This is a genomic window from Pseudomonas frederiksbergensis, from assembly GCF_003732275.1.
Classification (GTDB): domain Bacteria; phylum Pseudomonadota; class Gammaproteobacteria; order Pseudomonadales; family Pseudomonadaceae; genus Aquipseudomonas; species Aquipseudomonas frederiksbergensis_H.
This window is the reverse complement of the sequence record NZ_MOBM01000041.1, coordinates 70244-86702: the sequence shown is the minus strand read 5'-3', so window position 1 is coordinate 86702 and position 16459 is coordinate 70244. Positions and strand designations below refer to the sequence as shown.

Below are 16459 nucleotides of genomic sequence, written 5' to 3'. Positions count from 1 at the left end.
TGTGGGAGCGGGCTTGCTCGCGAAAGCGGTGTTTCAGTCGACATCAATTGTGAATGTTGAACCGCTTTCGCGAGCAAGCCCGCTCCCACATTGGGCTTTGTGTGTTCCGTTACTTCAGCGGTATTCATCCACCGGCACACACGCGCAAAACAGGTTGCGATCGCCGTAGACATTGTCCACACGGTTCACCACCGGCCAGTATTTATGGGCCCTGGTATGAGCATCCGGCGTCACCGCCTGCTCAATGCTATACGGCCGCTCCCAAATCCCCGTGATGTCAGCCAAGGTATGCGGCGAACGCTTCAGCGGGTTGTCTTCGGCCGGCCAGTTGCCGTTCTGCACCTCGGTGATTTCCGCGCGGATACTCAGCATCGCGCCGATAAAACGGTCCAGTTCCGCCTTCGACTCACTCTCGGTCGGTTCGACCATCAACGTCCCCGGCACCGGGAATGACATGGTCGGCGCATGGAAGCCGTAGTCCATCAGACGCTTGGCAACATCCTCTTCACTGATCCCGGTCTGTGCCTTGAGCGGTCGCAAGTCGAGGATGCATTCGTGGGCCACTCGCTCGTTGCGCCCTGTATAGAGCACCGGGAACGCCCCGGACAAATGCTGCGCCAGATAATTCGCGGCGAGGATCGCCACCTCACTCGCATCCGCCAGCTGCGGCCCCATCATCGCGATGTACATCCAACTGATCGGCAGAATACTTGCACTGCCCCAAGGTGCCGCGCTTACCGCGCCGTTCTCCGGCAGCGGACCTTCGATTGGCACCACCGGGTGATTGGCGACGAATGGCGCCAGGTGCGCCCGAACGCCGATTGGGCCCATTCCCGGTCCACCACCGCCGTGGGGAATGCAGAAGGTTTTGTGCAGGTTCATGTGCGATACATCGGCACCGATGTCGGCCGGCCGTGCCAATCCAACCTGCGCATTAAGGTTGGCGCCATCCATGTACACCTGACCGCCATGACTGTGGATAACTTCACAGATTTCGCTGATGCCTTCCTCGTAGACCCCGTGAGTCGACGGATAAGTCGCCATCAGGCAGGCGAGTTTGTCCCCCGCTTCTGTGGCTTTTTCCTTCAGATCATTCAGATCGACATTACCCCCCTCGTCGCACTCGACGATCACCACCCGCATCCCGGCCATTTGCGCCGAGGCCGGGTTGGTGCCGTGGGCCGAGGACGGGATCAGGCAGATATCCCGCGCGCCCTGATGGCGGCTCTCGTGATATTTGCGGATCGCCAGCAACCCGGCGTACTCACCCTGAGCGCCCGAGTTGGGTTGCATGCAGATCGCATCGAAACCGGTGATCGCGCAAAGCCAGCGTTCCAGTTCCTCGATCATCAGGGAATAACCCACCACCTGCTCTTTTGGCACGAACGGGTGCAGGTTGGCAAACTGCGGCCAGGTGATCGGGATCATTTCGCTGGTGGCATTGAGCTTCATGGTGCAGGAGCCCAGCGGAATCATCGATTGGTTGAGCGCCAGGTCTTTGTTCTCCAGCTGCTTCAGATAACGCAGCATTTCGGTTTCGCTGTGATGAGCGTTGAACACCGGATGACGCAGATACGGCGTACTGCGCTGCAACCCGGCAGGAATGCCAGACACCAGGGCCTCAGCATCCAGATCGTCGACGTTGAGCCCATGATCGGCACCGAGAAACACATCGAACAATTTCGCCACGGTAGTTTCGTCACAGGTTTCGTCGAGGCTCAGGCCCAACTGCCCACGGCCGAGAATGCGCAAGTTGATCTGCGCCGCCTGGGCACTTTCGATGATTGCAGTCTGAGTGCCACCGACCTCCAGGGTCAGGGTGTCGAAGAAGTGCTGGTTGAGACGCGTAATGCCGTGACGCTCCAGGCCAGCAGCGAGGATGCAGGTCAGCCGATGGACGCGCTGGGCAATATTCTTGAGCCCTTCCGGGCCATGGTAGACCGCATAGAAACTGGCGATATTGGCCAGCAACACCTGGGCGGTACAGATGTTCGAGTTGGCTTTCTCCCGGCGGATATGTTGCTCGCGGGTTTGCAAGGCCATGCGCAGGGCGACGTTGCCACGAGCATCTTTCGACACGCCGATGATCCGCCCGGGAATCGCCCGTTTGTATTCGTCGCGGCTGGCAAAAAACGCCGCGTGCGGGCCGCCGTAACCCATGGGCACGCCGAATCGCTGGGACGAACCGAACACCACATCGGCGCCCAACTCCCCCGGCGGGGTCAGCAACAGCAGGCTTAGCAGATCGGTCGCCACACAGGCCAGGGCTTGCTGGGCATGCAGATGATCGATCAACGGACGCAGATCGCGCACTTCACCATGGGTGTCGGGATATTGCAGCAGCGCGCCGAACACCTGGTGCTGTTTCAAGTTATCCACAGCGTCGACGATCAGCTCGAAACCGAACCCTTCGGCCCGGGTCCGCACCACGGAAATGGTCTGCGAGTGGCAATTCTCATCGACGAAAAACAGGTTACTTCTGGATTTGGCCACGCGCTTGGCCAGTGCCATGGCTTCGGCTGCCGCGGTGGCTTCATCCAGCAGCGAGGCGTTGGCCAGTTCCAGGCCGGTCAGGTCGATGGTCAGCTGCTGGAAATTCAACAATGCTTCGAGCCGGCCTTGGGCGATCTCTGGTTGATAGGGCGTATAGGCGGTGTACCAACCGGGATTTTCCAGCACGTTGCGTAAAATGACGGCCGGCGTGAGGGTGCCGTGGTATCCCATGCCGATCAGGCTGGTCCAGACTTGGTTCTGCTCGGCGTAGCCCCGCAGCTTGGCCAGTGCGGCTTCCTCGTCGAGGGCCGGCGGCAAGTCCAGTGGCCGGTTGAGGCGGATTCCCGGCGGCACCGTCTGCTCGATCAGTTCGACCCGGCTGCCGAGGCCAAGGCTGTCGAGCATCGCTTGCTGCTCGGCGGCATCGGGGCCCAGGTGGCGGCGCAGGAAGGTATTGGGGTCGCGTAACTGGCTCAAGGACGGCAACTGGGACATGACGGGCTCTCTCTTGACTGGCGCTCGGCGTCGATGCAATGCGGTCAAACCAGCATAGCAGTCGCTGTCGAGGAGCCATTGAGAGTCATACAAGAACGGTGTAGGAGCTGCCGAAGGCTGCGATCTTTTGACCTTGATTTTTAAAAAACAAGATCAAAAGATCGCAGCCTTCGGCAGCTCCTACACGGGGCGAGCATTACTCGCCAATAGCAGCCTTGTAGGCCACCGGGTCGAGCAGGTTGTTCAGCTCGGAGGTATCGCTTGGCTCAAGTTTGAAGAACCAGCTGTCATAAGGCGCACTGTTGACCAGTTCCGGGCTGTTGGCCAACTCCTCGTTAACGGCAATGACTTTGCCGGAAACTGGCGAGTAGATATCGGAGGCGGCCTTGACCGACTCGACTACACCTGCAGCTTCACCGGCCGCGAACACTTTGCCGATTTCCGGCAGCTCAACGAACACTACGTCACCCAAGGCTTCCTGAGCATGGTCTGAAATACCCACTTTCACGCCGCCATCATGGTCTAGACGGGCCCATTCGTGACTTTCGGCAAAACGCAGGTCGACAGGGATTTCGCTCATGTTCTGTGTCCTCAAGAAAAATGTCAGCGGTCATTGCCCGCCAAAAAAGTTAGATCAAAGTTTTGCCGTGGCGTACGAAGGTCGGTTTGACCACTCGAACCGGGTACCACTTGCCACGGATTTCCACTTCAGCGCGGTCGGCGGTGGCCACCGGCACGCGCGCCAGTGCTATCGACTTGCTAAGCGTAGGAGAGAAACTACCACTGGTGATCTCCCCTTCGCCAACATCGGCGATGCGAACCACTTGATGCGCCCGTAAAACTCCACGTTCTTCAAGGACCAGACCCACCAGTTTGTGCTGCACGCCGCTGGCCTTTTCCGCTTCCAGGACGCTGCGGCCGATGAACTGGCGCGTGGCCGGCTCCCAGGCAATGCTCCAGGCCATGTTGGAGGCCAATGGCGAAACGTCTTGATGAATGTCCTGACCGTAGAGGTTCATGCCGGCTTCGACACGCAAGGTATCGCGCGCGCCGAGGCCGATCGGGGAAATACCCGCGCCCACCAGATCGTTGAAGAAGCCCGGCGCCTGATCGGCCGGCAGCACGATTTCCAGACCATCCTCACCGGTGTAACCGGTGCGCGCGATGAACCAGTCACCGTCGGTCTGACCTTCGAAATATTTGAGCTGCTGAATCAGCGTGCCGCGGGACAGGATCACCAGTTCGGCAATCTTGTGCCGGGCGTGAGGCCCTTGAATGGCCAGCATCGCCAACTCGGAACGCTCGTTGAGCTGCACGTCGAAGTCGCCGAGATGAGCCTGCATCCAGGCCAGGTCCTGATTGCGGGTGGAGGCGTTGACCACCAGGCGATAACCGTTCTCGAGACGGTAGACGATCATGTCGTCGACGATGCCGCCATGCTCGTTGAGCATGGCGCTGTACAAGGCACGGCCGGGGCTGTGCAGACGTTCGACATCATTGGCCAGTAAATACTGAAGCCAGGCCTTGGCCTGGGGGCCGTCAACATCGATCACGGTCATGTGGGATACATCGAAAACCCCGCAATCGCGGCGCACCTGATGGTGTTCCTCGACCTGCGAGCCGTAATGCAGAGGCATATCCCAACCGCCAAAATCGACCATCTTCGCGCCGAGGGCGAGATGAAGGTCATACAGAGGCGTACGCTGTCCCATGGGTTTCTCCTTCCGGGCGTGGCGAAGGTGCGGACAGGCGCTGCACGGGGTGAAATGCCTTGAAATAAAAGGCTTTCAGCCGTTTCAGCCACCCGGTCTGTAAGACGGACCGCACCGAATGCCGCGCATTGTAGCCGCAAGGTGTAGGACTGACACCTACGTGTTTCGATGCGCCGAACGTCGGATCAATCCGATGACCGGTAATAACCCGACCAACACCAGGGTCAGTGCCGGCAACGAGGCCCTTGCCCACTCGCCCTCGCTGGTCATTTCAAAGATCCGCACCGCCAGCGTGTCCCAGCCGAACGGGCGCATCAGCAGGGTCGCGGGCATTTCCTTGAGCACATCGACGAACACCAGCAACGCCGCGCTCAACGTGCCCGGCAGCAGCAGTGGCAGATACACTTTGAAAAACAGTCGTGGCCCACTGACGCCAAGGCTACGTGCTGCTTCGGGCAAAGAGGGCCGTATTCGCGCCAGGCTGCTTTCAAGCGGTCCATAGGCCACCGCGATGAAACGCACCAGATAGGCCAGCAACAATGCCGACAGACTGCCCAGCAGTAACGGTTTGCCCGCGCCGCCAAGCCAGCCCGACAGCGGGATCACCAGTTCGCGATCCAGGTAACTGAACGCGAGCATGATCGACACCGCCAACACCGAGCCCGGCAACGCGTAGCCAAGGTTGGCCAGACTGATGCCGGAGCGGATCGCCCGGGTCGGTGCCAATCGACGGGCAAAGGCCAGCACCAGAGCGACATTGACGGTGATCAACGCCGCCATGCCGCCCAGGTACAAGGTATGGATGATCAATCCGGTATAGCGCTCATCCAGATCGAAGCGCCCACGCTGCCAGAACCACACCACCAGTTGCAGCACGGGAATGACAAAGGCGCAGGCGAAGACCAGGCCGCACCAGCTCATGGCCGCCAGCGCCCTGACCCCACGCAGGTGATACAACGCCTTGGCCCGTGGCCGTTCGTTGCTCGCCCGGTTGGCCCCGCGGGCACGGCGCTCGCCATACAGCACGACCATCACCACCAACAGCAACAGGCTGGCCAGTTGCGCGGCGGTGGAAAGGCTGAAGAAGCCGTACCAGGTTTTGTAGATAGCGGTGGTGAATGTATCGAAGTTGAACACCGACACCGCACCGAAATCCGCCAGGGTTTCCATCAGCGCCAACGCCACTCCCGCGCCAATGGCTGGACGTGCCATGGGCAACGCCACTCGCCAGAACGCCTGCCACGGGGATTGCCCAAGGACTCGCGCTGCTTCCATCAGGCCTTTGCCCTGAGCCAGGAATGCGGTACGTGCCAACAGGTAAACGTACGGATAGAAAACCAGCACCAGCACCAGAATCACACCGCCGGTGGAGCGCACTCGCGGCAGCCTCAAACCGCTGCCGAACCATTCGCGCAGCAAGGTTTGCACGGGCCCGGCAAAATCCAGCAGGCCGACGAAGACAAATGCCAGCACGTACGCAGGAATCGCAAAGGGCAGCATCAACGCCCAATCCAGCCAGCGCCGCCCGGGGAATTCGCAGAGGCTGGTGAGCCAGGCCAGGCTGACGCCCAGCAGCGTTACGCCGAAACCAACGCCGAGGACTAGCGTGAGGGTATTGCCCAGCAGTCGCGGCATCTGGGTGTCCCACAGGTGGGACCAGATCTGCTGATCGATGGTTTGCCAGGAGAGAAGCAGGACACTCAGGGGCAGCAGGACCACCGCAGCAATGGCGAAGACCAGGGGATACCAGCGGCGTTGGGCGGGGTGGGCCAAGGAAGGTGTCTCGCGAGGAAATCGTGAAGTGTAAGGAAAAAATGCAAAAAGATCGCAGCCTTCGGCAGCTCCTACGTTGGGATGTATTCACCCTGTAGGAGCTGCCGCAGGCTGCGATCTTTTGACCTTTAAAACAGCAGACTCAGTTCCAGCCAGCCCGATCCATCATCCGGATCGCTTCAGCCTGACGCTTGCCGGCAATTTCCACCGGCAAGGTGTCGGCCACAAACTTGCCCCAGCTCGCGACTTCAGCTGAAGGCTGAACGGCAGGGTTGGCCGGGAATTCCTGGTTCACGTCAGCGAAAATCTTCTGCGCTTCGGGCGTGGTCATCCACTCCACCAGCGCCTTGGCGGCTTCCGGGTGCGGCGCATGTTTGGTCAAGCCAATGCCCGACAGGTTGACGTGTACGCCACGGTCGCCCTGATTCGGCCAGAACAGCTTCACCGGCAGGTCCGGCTTCTGTTTGTGCAGACGGCCATAGTAGTAAGTGTTGACGATGCCGACATCGCACTGGCCGGCGTTGATCGCCTCCAGCACGGCAATGTCGTCGGAGAACACGTCGGTGGACAGGTTGTTGACCCAGCCCTTGAGGATCTTCTCGGTTTTTTCGGCGCCATGGACTTCGATCATGGTGGCGGTCAGGGACTGGTTGTAGACCTTCTTCGCCGTGCGCAGGCACAGGCGGCCTTCCCACTGCTTGTCGGCCAGCGCTTCGTAGGTGGTCAGTTCACCGGGTTTCACCCGGTCGGTGGAGTAGGCGATGGTCCGCGCCCGCAGGCTCAGGCCGGTCCAGGCATGGGAGGAAGCGCGGTATTGCAGTGGGATGTTGGCGTCGATCACCTTGGAAGTGAACGGCTGGAGGATGCCCATCTGCTCGGCCTGCCAGAGGTTGCCGGCATCGACGGTCAGCAGCAGGTCGGCGGTGGCATTTTCGCCCTCGGCCTTGATCCGTTGCATCAATGGCGCTTCCTTGTCGGTGATGAACTTCACCTGCACGCCGGTTTTCTGGGTGTAGGCATCGAAGACCGGTTTGATCAGCTCATCGATACGCGAGGAGTAAACCACCACCTCGTCGGCGGCCTGGGCGGCGGTGCTGCCAATCAGGGTCAGGGCCAGTGCGGTCAGTAGACGCTTGGGTGCCAACATGGAAGCGGTCTCTCGAGTGGGGAAGTGATGACAAATGATAAGGACTCACATTTCGCTTCTCAATCGAACAGTGAGTGGAGGAGTTACCGGATGTTGCACGGTTTGGGATGTGCGTTGAATGTGCCGCCTTCGCGAGCAAGCCCGCTCCCACATTGGAATGCATTTCAAATGTGGGAGCGGGCTTGCTCGCGAAGAGGCCATCAGCTGCAGCGATGATGTCAGGCCTTGGCCAACGCCGGCAGATCCCCAATCAACCCAAGCGCTTCACGCACGAACAACGCCTTGGCCTCGGGCATCTGATCGACCATCTTCAACCCGGTATTACGCAACCAGCGCACCGGCAACGGATCGGCCTGGAACAAGCGCTCGAACCCTTCCATTGCCGCCATCAACGCCAGGTTGTGGGGCATGCGCCGACGCTCGTAGCGACTGAGCACTTTCACGTCCGCCAACCGCTCGCCGCGCGCAGCCGCTTGCAGCAGCACTTCGGCCAATACTGCGGCATCGAGGAAACCGAGGTTCACGCCCTGCCCGGCCAGCGGATGGATGGTGTGGGCCGCGTCGCCGATCAGCGCCAGGCCTTCAGCCACATACCGCTTGGCATGACGCTGACGCAGCGGCACACACAAACGCGGGTCGACGCTGAGCACTGTGCCGAGGCAACCCTCGAAGGCCCGTTCCAGCTCCTGGCAGAAGCCTTCATCGTCCAGCGCCATCAGGCGTTCGGCTTCGCTGGGCGTGGTCGACCAGACGATCGAGCACCAATCCTGTTGACCGTCCCGGTCCAGCGGCAGAAACGCCAGCGGACCGTTGTCGGTGAATCGTTGCCACGCGGTCATTCGATGAGGTTTTGAGCTGCGCACGCTGGTAACGATCGCGTGGTGCATGTAATCCCACTCGCGAGTCGCAACGCCGGTCAGGCGCCGAACGGCCGAATTGGCGCCATCCGCCGCGATCACCAAAGGCGCGCGCAAGGTGCGGCCATCGGCCAGGGTCAGCAGCCAGTCGTCACCGGAGCGGCGCATCTGCTCCAGACGCGCATTGGCCAGCATCCCGAGATCGCAGTCGTGCAGTCGATCGAGCAAGGCGTCCTGAACCACGCGGTTCTCGACGATATGCCCGAGCACTTCGGCATGGACGCTGGTCGCCGAGAAATGGATCTGCCCGGTGCCGCTGCCATCCCAGACGTGCATGTCGGTGTACGGACTACTGCGCCGGCTGACAATGCCATCCCAGACGCCCAAGCGTTCGAGTATTCGCTGGCTGGCCGCCGACAAGGCGCTCACCCGCGGTTCGAACGGAGCCTGCCCATCGAAGGGTTTGACGCTCAGGGGGCTACCGTCCAGCAGCAGGACTTCGAGCCCACTGTTTTGTAACGCCAGCGCCAGGGCACTGCCGACCATTCCGGCCCCGACAATCAGCAGATCTGCGCGCATTTCCATGCTTTAAGCCTGTCTCGCTTGCGGCTAGAGCCGCACATAAAGGTTTTTCTCGACCCGCGTCACCCAAGTGCTCGCGTCGTCATGAATATCGACTTGCAGGTGCATCCTGCCCGGTTTTCGCTTAATCATCGGGACGCGTACCCAACCCCATGGCCTGCCGGGCGAACCAGCGCTTGGCCGGCGGCAGCAGATCGAGGCCGAGCAGGCCGATGTTGCGGCCCAGGGAAACCAGCGGCTGCGTACTGCCGAACAAGCGGGTGACCTGATCGGAGAAGCCGACGGTCAGGTTCTGATCCATGCGCTGACGCTCGCGGTAGGCCTGCAAGGTGGCGAAATCGCCGGGCCCGGTCTCGCAGCCCAACAAACTATCGGCCAGTGCCTGGGCGTCACGTAACGACAGGTTGAACCCTTGCCCGGCAATCGGATGCAGGCTGTGGGCGGCGTTGCCGAGAATCGCCAGATGCGGGCGGACTTGCTCCTCGGCTTCGATCAGCGACAGCGGATACAAATGCCGTACGCCCACCTGTTTCAGCGTGCCGAGGCGATAACCGAAGATGCCCTGCAACTCGCCGAGAAAGCTGCGGTCATCAAGGGCTGCAAGCCGTTGCGCGTCCATACCCAGACGGGTCCAGACCAAGGCGCAGCGATTGTCCGGCAACGGCAGCAAGGCCATCGGGCCATCGTCGGTGAAACGCTCGAAGGCCATGCCGTTGTGCGCTTCGCTGGGGGTGATGTTGGCGATCAGCGCGCTCTGGTTGTACGGGCGTTTCTTGATGCCAATCCCCAGTTGCTCACGCAGGCCGGAACGGCCGCCATCGGCGAGCACCGCAAGGTCGCATTCCAGGGTGGTTTCATCGTTGAGCGTCAGGCGATAGCCGTCGGTCAACGGTTCCATGCGAGTGACTTCCGCCGGGCAACGCCAACTGATCACGTCCTTGTCCAGGCCTTGCCAGAGGCATTGGCCAAGCCAGGCGTTTTCCACCACATAACCCAGCGCCGGAACGCCCTCTTCCATCGCCGACAGCCGCGCGGTGGAGAAACGTCCACGGTCGGAGACATGAATCTGCTTGATCGGCTCGGCGCGGCGAGAGATTTCCTGCCACACGCCCAACCGTTGATAAATCTGCCGGGCACCGAAGGACAGCGCCGAAGAACGGGCGTCGTAACTCGGTTGATAGGTGTCGCCGGGGGCAAACGGTTCGATCAGCACGATCTTCCAGCCTCGGGCCCTGGCCCCGGCCTGCAACGCCAACGCCAGACTGGCGCCGACCAGGCCACCGCCGATAATTGCCAGATTGACTCGACTCATGCCGCTTGTGTCCGTGCTGCGGCCATCAAGGCCTCGATTTCGGCGACCGTTTTCGGCACGCCGTTAGTCAGGATTTCACAACCGGTTTTGGTGACCACCACGTCGTCCTCGATGCGTACGCCAATGCCGCGCCATTTCTTCGCTACATTCTGGTTGTCCGGAGCAATGTAAATGCCCGGCTCGACTGTCAGCGCCATGCCGACTTCCAGCACACGCCATTCGCCGCCGACCTTGTACTCGCCAACGTCATGCACATCCATGCCCAGCCAGTGGCCGGCGCGGTGCATGTAAAACGCTTTATAGGCTTCGCTGGCGATCAACTCGTCGACGTCGCCCTGCAACAGGCCCAACTTCACCAGCCCGGCGGTAATCACCCGGACCGTGGCTTCGTGTGCCTGATTCCAGTGGTTGTTCGGCGCGATTTCGGCAAACGCCGCTTCCTGGGAAGCCAGCACCAACTCGTAGATCGCCTTCTGCTCCGGTGAATACTTGCCATTGACCGGCCAGGTGCGGGTGATGTCGCTGGCGTAGCAGTCGATCTCGCAACCGGCGTCGATCAGCACCAGATCGCCGTCCTTGAGCACCGCGTCATTTTGCTGGTAATGCAGGATGCAGCTGTTGCGCCCCGCTGCGACGATCGACCCGTACGCCGGCATCTTCGCCCCGCCCTTGCGGAACTCGTAATCGAGTTCGGCTTCGAGGCTGAACTCATGCAAACCGGCACGGCTGGCCTGCATCGCACGAATATGTGCCTGGGCGGAAATCCGTGCGGCTTCGCGCATCACCTTCACTTCTGCCGCCGATTTATACAGGCGCATGTCGTGAAGCAGATGATCCAGGGCAACGAATTCGTTCGGCGGCTGGGCGCCGAGGTGCGCTTTAGAGCGGATCACGTTGATCCAGTCCATCAGGTGCCGGTCGAATTCGGGGTTGCTGCCCATCGCCGAGTACACCCGGTCGCGGCCTTCGATCAGGCCCGGCAGGATGTCGTCGATATCGGTGATCGGGAAAGCGTCGTCGGCGCCAAAGTCGCGGATCGCGCCTTCCTGGCCGGCGCGCAGGCCGTCCCACAATTCCCGTTCGGCATTACGTTCCCGGCAAAACAGCACGTATTCGCCGTGCTCACGGCCGGGCATCAAGACGATGACGGCTTGAGGCTCGGGGAAACCGCTGAGGTACTGGAAATCGCTATCCTGACGGTAGACGTGCTCGACATCGCGGTTGCGGATGGCCACCGCGGCGGCGGGGAGGATGGCGATGCTGTTGGGTTCCATCTGCGCCATCAGCGCTTTGCGGCGACGGCTGTATTCCGATTTCGGGATATGAATCATGGGCAGATGGCTTTCCCTGGCATGCGATTAATGCAACGACGGTTTGGCGGCAGCCGGCTCGTCGGCTTTCTTGGTTTCGGTGAATAGCAGCAGCGGCGCGACGCGCAGGTACTCCATCACTTCCATGTAATCACTTTCGCCGTCGTCGGATTCTTCCAGGGCGTCTTGCACCTGGGCGATGGCCGCCAGATCCTGCAACACTTCGGTGGCCTCGGTGCTCAACATGCTGCTATCACGGCAGTTCAGGCCGAAACCGCTGAGAAAGCCCTGGCACCATTGGCCCAGTGCAGCGGCACGGTCAGCCAGCGGCTCGTCATCGGTCGGTAGCAGCAGAACGACTGTCACGTCGTCGCCGGTGAGTTCGCCCTTGACCATCTCTTGCAGGCCGATCAAAGCATTGCGAACGTTGTCTTGCGGCTCGCCTTCGAGCAACTCGGCGGCATCAACCAGCCAGCCTTCGGCATCGAAGCCGGCACCGGCGCAACTGCGACCGAGCAGCAGGCCATGCAGTTCGGCAGGCGAGACGTTATGGCCGCTGGAAGTCAGCAGCGTGGCGAAGGCTTTGTACGGGGAATTCTGAATGGTCATGGGCAGCTAGGCGCCAGACGGCGCTATGTCTAGAATGAAGGCCTTGTATCCTACATCGACAGACTCGCCAAGACTATTAAAGGCTGTCCGCCAGCCAGGGTCTGTACGAAACTCGCCGAGCGGCGATCAGGCGAGCCTGTTTTTAACGCAGCATGATCGACGCGCAGGCAGTTTCGTACAGGGCCTGCCATCCATCAGACACAAACTCAGTGGACACAATGGAAGACACCGACCTGCAAGCGCTGATGGCCAGACTCGAACTGCTAATTACTCGAGTCGAGCAACTAAAGAGTCAGAATGGACTCCTATTAGCTCAGGAAAAGAGCTGGCGCGAGGAACGCGCGCACCTCATTGAAAAAAATGAAATCGCCCGGCGTAAGGTCGAATCGATGATTTCGCGCCTCAAGGCCCTGGAGCAAGACTCATGAGTTCAAGCAATAGCGTTACCGTGCAGATCCTCGACAAAGAATATTCGATCATCTGCCCCCAGGAAGAGCGCAGCAACCTGGTGAGCGCTGCCCGTTACCTGGACGGCAAGATGCGCGAAATCCGCAGCAGCGGCAAAGTCATCGGCGCCGACCGCATCGCCGTGATGGCCGCGCTGAACATCACGCACGATCTTCTGCACAAGGAAGAACGCCCTGATGTGCAGGCCAGCGGCTCGACCCGTGAGCAGGTTCGCGACCTGCTGGACCGCGTCGATCTGGTACTGGCAACCGATCCGGATGTCACCAAGGGCTGATTCGCGCGACCGCTTGGGGTATACTCGCATCACTCCCTGGGGTGCTTGCCAGTTGACGACGTCCCTGAGCCGATTCGCACTACCCTGGAGGTTGCACGTTGGGCTGGTGTGCATGTCCGCTAGACGGAAAGCCTTAAAGCCTACTGCATCTTCCACCTTGAACTTTCGGGTTCAAGGGCTAAGTCGACAGCGGTTCATCCGGGGAGCCTGATTCCAGTCCGATGCCGGTTTTTATACCGGCATCGGCTTTTTTACGGGTACGCTTTAGTAATCGCACTTCCGAAGCCTGAATCCATGACCGAACCTGCGCTGCTGCCCCGCCCGCAACTTCGACGCATGCTGCGCAAGGCCCGCCGCGCACTGACACCCAGTCAGCAGCGCGAGGCCGCTCGCGGGCTGTATAAGCAATTGGCCCAGCATCCGCTGTTCCGCCGCGCAAGACACATCTCTCTGTACCTGCCTAACGACGGTGAAATCGATCCGCGCCTGCTGATGCGTGCCGCGCAACGTCGGGGCAAGGCGATTTATCTGCCAGTGCTCAGTGCCTGGCCGCAAACCAAAATGGTGTTTCAGCGGATTCGTCCCGGCGAAAAGCTCAAACCCAATCGTTTTCGCATCCCCGAACCTCGGCACAACATCGCCCGACAACGCAAAGTCTGGGCGCTGGATCTGGTGTTGTTGCCGCTGGTGGGGTTTGACGATGTCGGCGGACGCCTGGGTATGGGCGGTGGTTTCTACGACCGTAGCCTGGCATACCTGGCGCACCGCAAAAACTGGCGCAAGCCGACGCTGCTGGGCCTGGCCCATGAATGTCAGAAGGTTCAACGATTGGCTCAGGCGAGCTGGGATGTGCCGCTGCAGGGAACGGTCACGGACAAGGCGTGGTATTTCGCGGACTAGACGCCACTGAAATCAGCGGCGCCCAAAAGACAGGTTCAGCGTTTGAAGGCCGACGGCTGTTGCTGTGCGATCTCGACGGGAGCATCGGGTTTGTTGTTCCACAGGCTTTGGGCATAGCCGGTGGTCACGACGCCCAACCCGAACAAAATAACCAATATCCATAGTAAATCCGGTTTGCGTTTCATCGATTGCCCCCCTCAAGGCACATCAACACGATGACAGCAGCGGTTTCCGTTTAGGTGTAGGCCGTGCAGCAGCGTCAAGCTTGGAAGGCCGGCATTTTGCGACAACGTGAACCGACACGCAAACGCTGGCGTCAACCGACTGTCGGTTTGTCATAAAATTGCCCGACCGCTTGCCCACTCACTTCGCAAGGAGCAAAACCATGGCCTATTGGCTGATGAAATCCGAGCCCGACGAACTCTCGATCAAAGACCTGGAGAAGCTGGGCCGAGCGCGCTGGGACGGGGTTCGCAACTATCAGGCGCGTAATTTCCTGCGGGCCATGGCGGTGGGTGACGAGTTTTTCTTCTATCACTCCAGCTGCCCGGAGCCGGGGATTGCCGGGATCGGCAAGATTGTCGAAGCCGCGTACCCGGACCCGACGGCGCTGGAGCCGGAGAGTCATTACTTCGATCCGAAGGCCACTGCCGAGAAAAACGCCTGGAGCGCGATTGATGTTGCGCATATCGAGACGTTTCCTGAAGTGTTGAAACTGGATTATCTGAAGCAGCAAACGGCGCTGGCCGAGATGCCACTGGTGCAGAAAGGCTCGCGACTGTCGGTGATGCCGGTGACTGCGGAACAGTGGGCGACGGTGATTGCGCTTTTGTAAGGAGCACGGCTTGCCGGCGACGGCGATCTCAAGGGCGCTATCGCGAGCAGGCTCGCTCCCACAGGGGATCTCCAGTGAATGCAGATTCAATGTGGGAGCGAGCCTGCTCGCGATGAGGCCCACCCGGACAGCAAAGACTTATTGAATGATCAGGTTGTTGAACAACAAATCCTCAACCACCGGCTTGCCGGTCTCGTCGTTCATCACTTGCTGGGTCTGCTTCAAGGCTTCCTGACGCAGTTTTTCCTTGGCTTCGACATTGTTCATGGCTTCAGTGGTCTGCTGCGCAAACAACGCCACCAACTGATTACGGATCAATGGCTCATTGGCCTTCACCGCTTTGGTCGCCTCTTCACCGGTCACCCGCAACGCCACATCGGCCTTGTAGACCTTGAGTTTCGGCGTGCCGTCCAGCCCATAGTTGCCCACGAATGGCGGGCTCAGGGTGATGTAGTTGACCTTCGGGGCCTCACCTTCTTTGGCTTCTTCGGCCATCGCTGCCACAGGCAGAGACAGGGCCAGCATCAACATGATCCACGCTTTCACAATTCGCTCCTTATCCGGTTTGCGGCCAAGCATAACGACCCGCCGCTCAAGCACAAGCTTATGGCTGACTATCAGGGTCGGGCATGCTCGTTGACCCAATGACTCTCACACCTACACTTATCGGCCATCACTCCCAAAGGAATAGCCCTGATGAAAGCCGTGCTGTGCAAAGCCTTCGGCCCTGCCGAATCGCTGGTGCTGGAAGACGTCGCCAGTCCTGTCGCGAAGAAGAACGAAATCCTGCTGGACGTGCATGCGGCCGGGGTGAATTTCCCGGACACGTTGATCATCGAGGGTAAATACCAGTTCAAACCGCCCTTTCCGTTTTCACCGGGTGGCGAAGCGGCCGGGGTGGTCAGCGCGGTGGGCGAAAAGGTCAGCCACCTCAAGATCGGTGACCGGGTCATGGCCCTCACTGGCTGGGGCAGCTTTGCCGAGCAGGTCGCGGTGCCGGGCTACAACGTGTTGCCGATCCCGCCCTCGATGGACTTCAACACCGCCGCCGCATTCAGCATGACCTACGGCACTTCGATGCACGCCCTCAAGCAACGGGGCAACCTGCAACCCGGTGAAACCTTGCTGGTGCTCGGCGCTTCCGGTGGCGTCGGCCTCGCCGCGGTGGAAATCGGCAAAGCCATGGGCGCCCGGGTGATCGCCGCCGCCAGCAGCGCGGAAAAACTCGCCGTGGCCAAGGCCGCCGGCGCCGATGAGTTGATCAACTACAGCGAAACCAGCCTCAAGGACGAGATCAAACGCCTGACCGACGGCCAGGGCGCCGACGTGATCTACGATCCGGTGGGCGGCGACCTGTTCGACCAGGCGATCCGTGCCATCGCCTGGAACGGCCGCCTTTTGGTAGTCGGTTTCGCCAGCGGACGAATCCCTGAGCTGCCAGTGAATCTGGCGCTGCTCAAAGGTGCCGCGGTGGTCGGCGTGTTCTGGGGCTCCTTCGCCCAACGCCAACCACAGGACAACGCGGCGAACTTCCAGCAACTGTTTGGCTGGTTTGCCGAAGGCAAGTTGAAGCCGCTGGTGTCTCAGGTTTATCCCCTGAGCAACGCGGCGCAGGCCATCAATGATCTTGGCCAGCGCAAGGCGGTCGGGAAAGTGGTGGTTCAGGTTCGCTGATTGTTTACCTGACCTGTT

The 16459-nt window shown here is 60.5% G+C and carries 16 protein-coding genes and 1 other RNA gene; 6 read left to right on the top strand and 11 right to left on the bottom strand.

The genetic code is table 11. The features are described from left to right. Positions 1-114: 114 nt before the first annotated feature. From gcvP to BK662_RS32375, 9 genes are all read right to left on the bottom strand, one after another. Positions 115-2988 carry an aminomethyl-transferring glycine dehydrogenase gene (gcvP, locus tag BK662_RS32420; protein WP_123360964.1) on the bottom strand — a complete coding sequence of 958 codons (2874 nt, stop codon included), beginning with the start codon at positions 2986-2988 and terminating at the stop codon, positions 115-117. A 196-nt stretch (positions 2989-3184) separates the two neighbouring features. Further along, on the bottom strand, positions 3185-3568 hold the full coding sequence (gcvH, locus tag BK662_RS32415) for a glycine cleavage system protein GcvH (protein WP_048396304.1): 384 nt from the start codon (positions 3566-3568) through the stop codon (positions 3185-3187). Between the two features lie 49 nt (positions 3569-3617). Beyond that, positions 3618-4700 carry a glycine cleavage system aminomethyltransferase GcvT gene (gene gcvT / locus BK662_RS32410; protein WP_123360963.1) on the bottom strand — a complete coding sequence of 361 codons (1083 nt, stop codon included), beginning with the start codon at positions 4698-4700 and terminating at the stop codon, positions 3618-3620. A gap of 156 nt (positions 4701-4856) precedes the next feature. Beyond that, positions 4857-6473 carry an ABC transporter permease gene (locus BK662_RS32405; protein WP_123360962.1) on the bottom strand — a complete coding sequence of 539 codons (1617 nt, stop codon included), beginning with the start codon at positions 6471-6473 and terminating at the stop codon, positions 4857-4859. A gap of 142 nt (positions 6474-6615) precedes the next feature. Then, complete coding sequence (locus tag BK662_RS32400; RefSeq protein WP_123360961.1) at positions 6616-7620, bottom strand: extracellular solute-binding protein; 1005 nt, start codon at positions 7618-7620, stop codon at positions 6616-6618. A 218-nt stretch (positions 7621-7838) separates the two neighbouring features. After that, positions 7839-9056, bottom strand: coding sequence for a 2-octaprenyl-3-methyl-6-methoxy-1,4-benzoquinol hydroxylase (locus BK662_RS32395; RefSeq protein ID WP_185047219.1), 1218 nt, complete (start codon positions 9054-9056; stop codon positions 7839-7841). Between the two features lie 127 nt (positions 9057-9183). Further along, positions 9184-10371, bottom strand: coding sequence for a 2-octaprenyl-6-methoxyphenyl hydroxylase (gene ubiH / locus BK662_RS32385; protein ID WP_123360959.1), 1188 nt, complete (start codon positions 10369-10371; stop codon positions 9184-9186). Next, entirely contained in the window at positions 10368-11702 is a 1335-nt protein-coding gene (gene pepP, locus BK662_RS32380; protein WP_123360958.1) for a Xaa-Pro aminopeptidase, read from the bottom strand. Before pepP ends, ubiH begins: the two co-directional genes overlap by 4 nt. Positions 11703-11729: 27 nt before the next feature. Further along, on the bottom strand, positions 11730-12290 hold the full coding sequence (locus BK662_RS32375; protein WP_123360957.1) for a YecA/YgfB family protein: 561 nt from the start codon (positions 12288-12290) through the stop codon (positions 11730-11732). Positions 12291-12508: 218 nt separating this feature from the next. Between BK662_RS32375 and BK662_RS32370 the strand changes: the two genes are divergently transcribed. The 4 genes from BK662_RS32370 to BK662_RS32355 all read left to right on the top strand — a co-directional run bounded on the left by BK662_RS32370 (position 12509) and on the right by BK662_RS32355 (position 13932). After that, positions 12509-12718, top strand: a complete 210-nt coding sequence (locus tag BK662_RS32370) for a TIGR02449 family protein (RefSeq protein ID WP_007899405.1) — start codon at positions 12509-12511, stop codon at positions 12716-12718. Then, positions 12715-13032 carry a cell division protein ZapA gene (locus tag BK662_RS32365; RefSeq protein WP_007942435.1) on the top strand — a complete coding sequence of 106 codons (318 nt, stop codon included), beginning with the start codon at positions 12715-12717 and terminating at the stop codon, positions 13030-13032. The genes BK662_RS32370 and BK662_RS32365 overlap by 4 nt, the downstream gene beginning before the upstream one ends. 30 nt (positions 13033-13062) lie before the next feature. After that, positions 13063-13241: non-coding RNA, 6S RNA (gene ssrS, locus BK662_RS32360), on the top strand. A gap of 85 nt (positions 13242-13326) precedes the next feature. Beyond that, a complete protein-coding gene (locus BK662_RS32355) occupies positions 13327-13932 on the top strand; it encodes a 5-formyltetrahydrofolate cyclo-ligase (RefSeq protein ID WP_123360956.1) in 606 nt (201 codons plus the stop codon). Positions 13933-13967: 35 nt separating this feature from the next. On the opposite strand, the gene BK662_RS35010 is transcribed toward BK662_RS32355, so the two are convergent. Next, the gene (locus BK662_RS35010; RefSeq protein ID WP_018927582.1) at positions 13968-14117 is read right to left on the bottom strand and encodes a hypothetical protein; all 150 of its coding nucleotides are present in this window, start codon (positions 14115-14117) and stop codon (positions 13968-13970) included. Between the two features lie 200 nt (positions 14118-14317). Between BK662_RS35010 and BK662_RS32350 the strand changes: the two genes are divergently transcribed. Then, positions 14318-14767, top strand: coding sequence for an EVE domain-containing protein (locus BK662_RS32350; RefSeq protein WP_123360955.1), 450 nt, complete (start codon positions 14318-14320; stop codon positions 14765-14767). Positions 14768-14905: 138 nt separating this feature from the next. Here the strand turns inward: BK662_RS32350 and BK662_RS32345 are convergent, their stop codons facing one another. Further along, complete coding sequence (locus BK662_RS32345) at positions 14906-15313, bottom strand: flagellar basal body-associated protein FliL (protein ID WP_032835866.1); 408 nt, start codon at positions 15311-15313, stop codon at positions 14906-14908. Between the two features lie 150 nt (positions 15314-15463). On the opposite strand from BK662_RS32345, the gene BK662_RS32340 reads away from it, so the two are divergent. Further along, positions 15464-16441, top strand: coding sequence for an NADPH:quinone oxidoreductase family protein (locus tag BK662_RS32340; protein ID WP_123360954.1), 978 nt, complete (start codon positions 15464-15466; stop codon positions 16439-16441). Positions 16442-16459 lie beyond the last annotated feature (18 nt).

Excerpts from the sequence above, each read along its gene's own strand:
- gcvP (WP_123360964.1), bottom strand. The coding sequence starts at position 2,988 with ATGTCCCAGTTGCCGTCCTTGAGCCAGTTACGCGACCCCAATACCTTC.
- gcvH (WP_048396304.1), bottom strand. The coding sequence starts at position 3,568 with ATGAGCGAAATCCCTGTCGACCTGCGTTTTGCCGAAAGTCACGAATGG.
- gcvT (WP_123360963.1), bottom strand. The coding sequence starts at position 4,700 with ATGGGACAGCGTACGCCTCTGTATGACCTTCATCTCGCCCTCGGCGCG.
- BK662_RS32400 (WP_123360961.1), bottom strand. The coding sequence starts at position 7,620 with ATGTTGGCACCCAAGCGTCTACTGACCGCACTGGCCCTGACCCTGATT.
- BK662_RS32395 (WP_185047219.1), bottom strand. The coding sequence starts at position 9,056 with ATGCGCGCAGATCTGCTGATTGTCGGGGCCGGAATGGTCGGCAGTGCC.
- ubiH (WP_123360959.1), bottom strand. The coding sequence starts at position 10,371 with ATGAGTCGAGTCAATCTGGCAATTATCGGCGGTGGCCTGGTCGGCGCC.
- pepP (WP_123360958.1), bottom strand. The coding sequence starts at position 11,702 with ATGATTCATATCCCGAAATCGGAATACAGCCGTCGCCGCAAAGCGCTG.
- BK662_RS32375 (WP_123360957.1), bottom strand. The coding sequence starts at position 12,290 with ATGACCATTCAGAATTCCCCGTACAAAGCCTTCGCCACGCTGCTGACT.
- BK662_RS32370 (WP_007899405.1), top strand. The coding sequence starts at position 12,509 with ATGGAAGACACCGACCTGCAAGCGCTGATGGCCAGACTCGAACTGCTA.
- BK662_RS32365 (WP_007942435.1), top strand. The coding sequence starts at position 12,715 with ATGAGTTCAAGCAATAGCGTTACCGTGCAGATCCTCGACAAAGAATAT.
- BK662_RS32355 (WP_123360956.1), top strand. The coding sequence starts at position 13,327 with ATGACCGAACCTGCGCTGCTGCCCCGCCCGCAACTTCGACGCATGCTG.
- BK662_RS35010 (WP_018927582.1), bottom strand. The coding sequence starts at position 14,117 with ATGAAACGCAAACCGGATTTACTATGGATATTGGTTATTTTGTTCGGG.
- BK662_RS32350 (WP_123360955.1), top strand. The coding sequence starts at position 14,318 with ATGGCCTATTGGCTGATGAAATCCGAGCCCGACGAACTCTCGATCAAA.
- BK662_RS32340 (WP_123360954.1), top strand. The coding sequence starts at position 15,464 with ATGAAAGCCGTGCTGTGCAAAGCCTTCGGCCCTGCCGAATCGCTGGTG.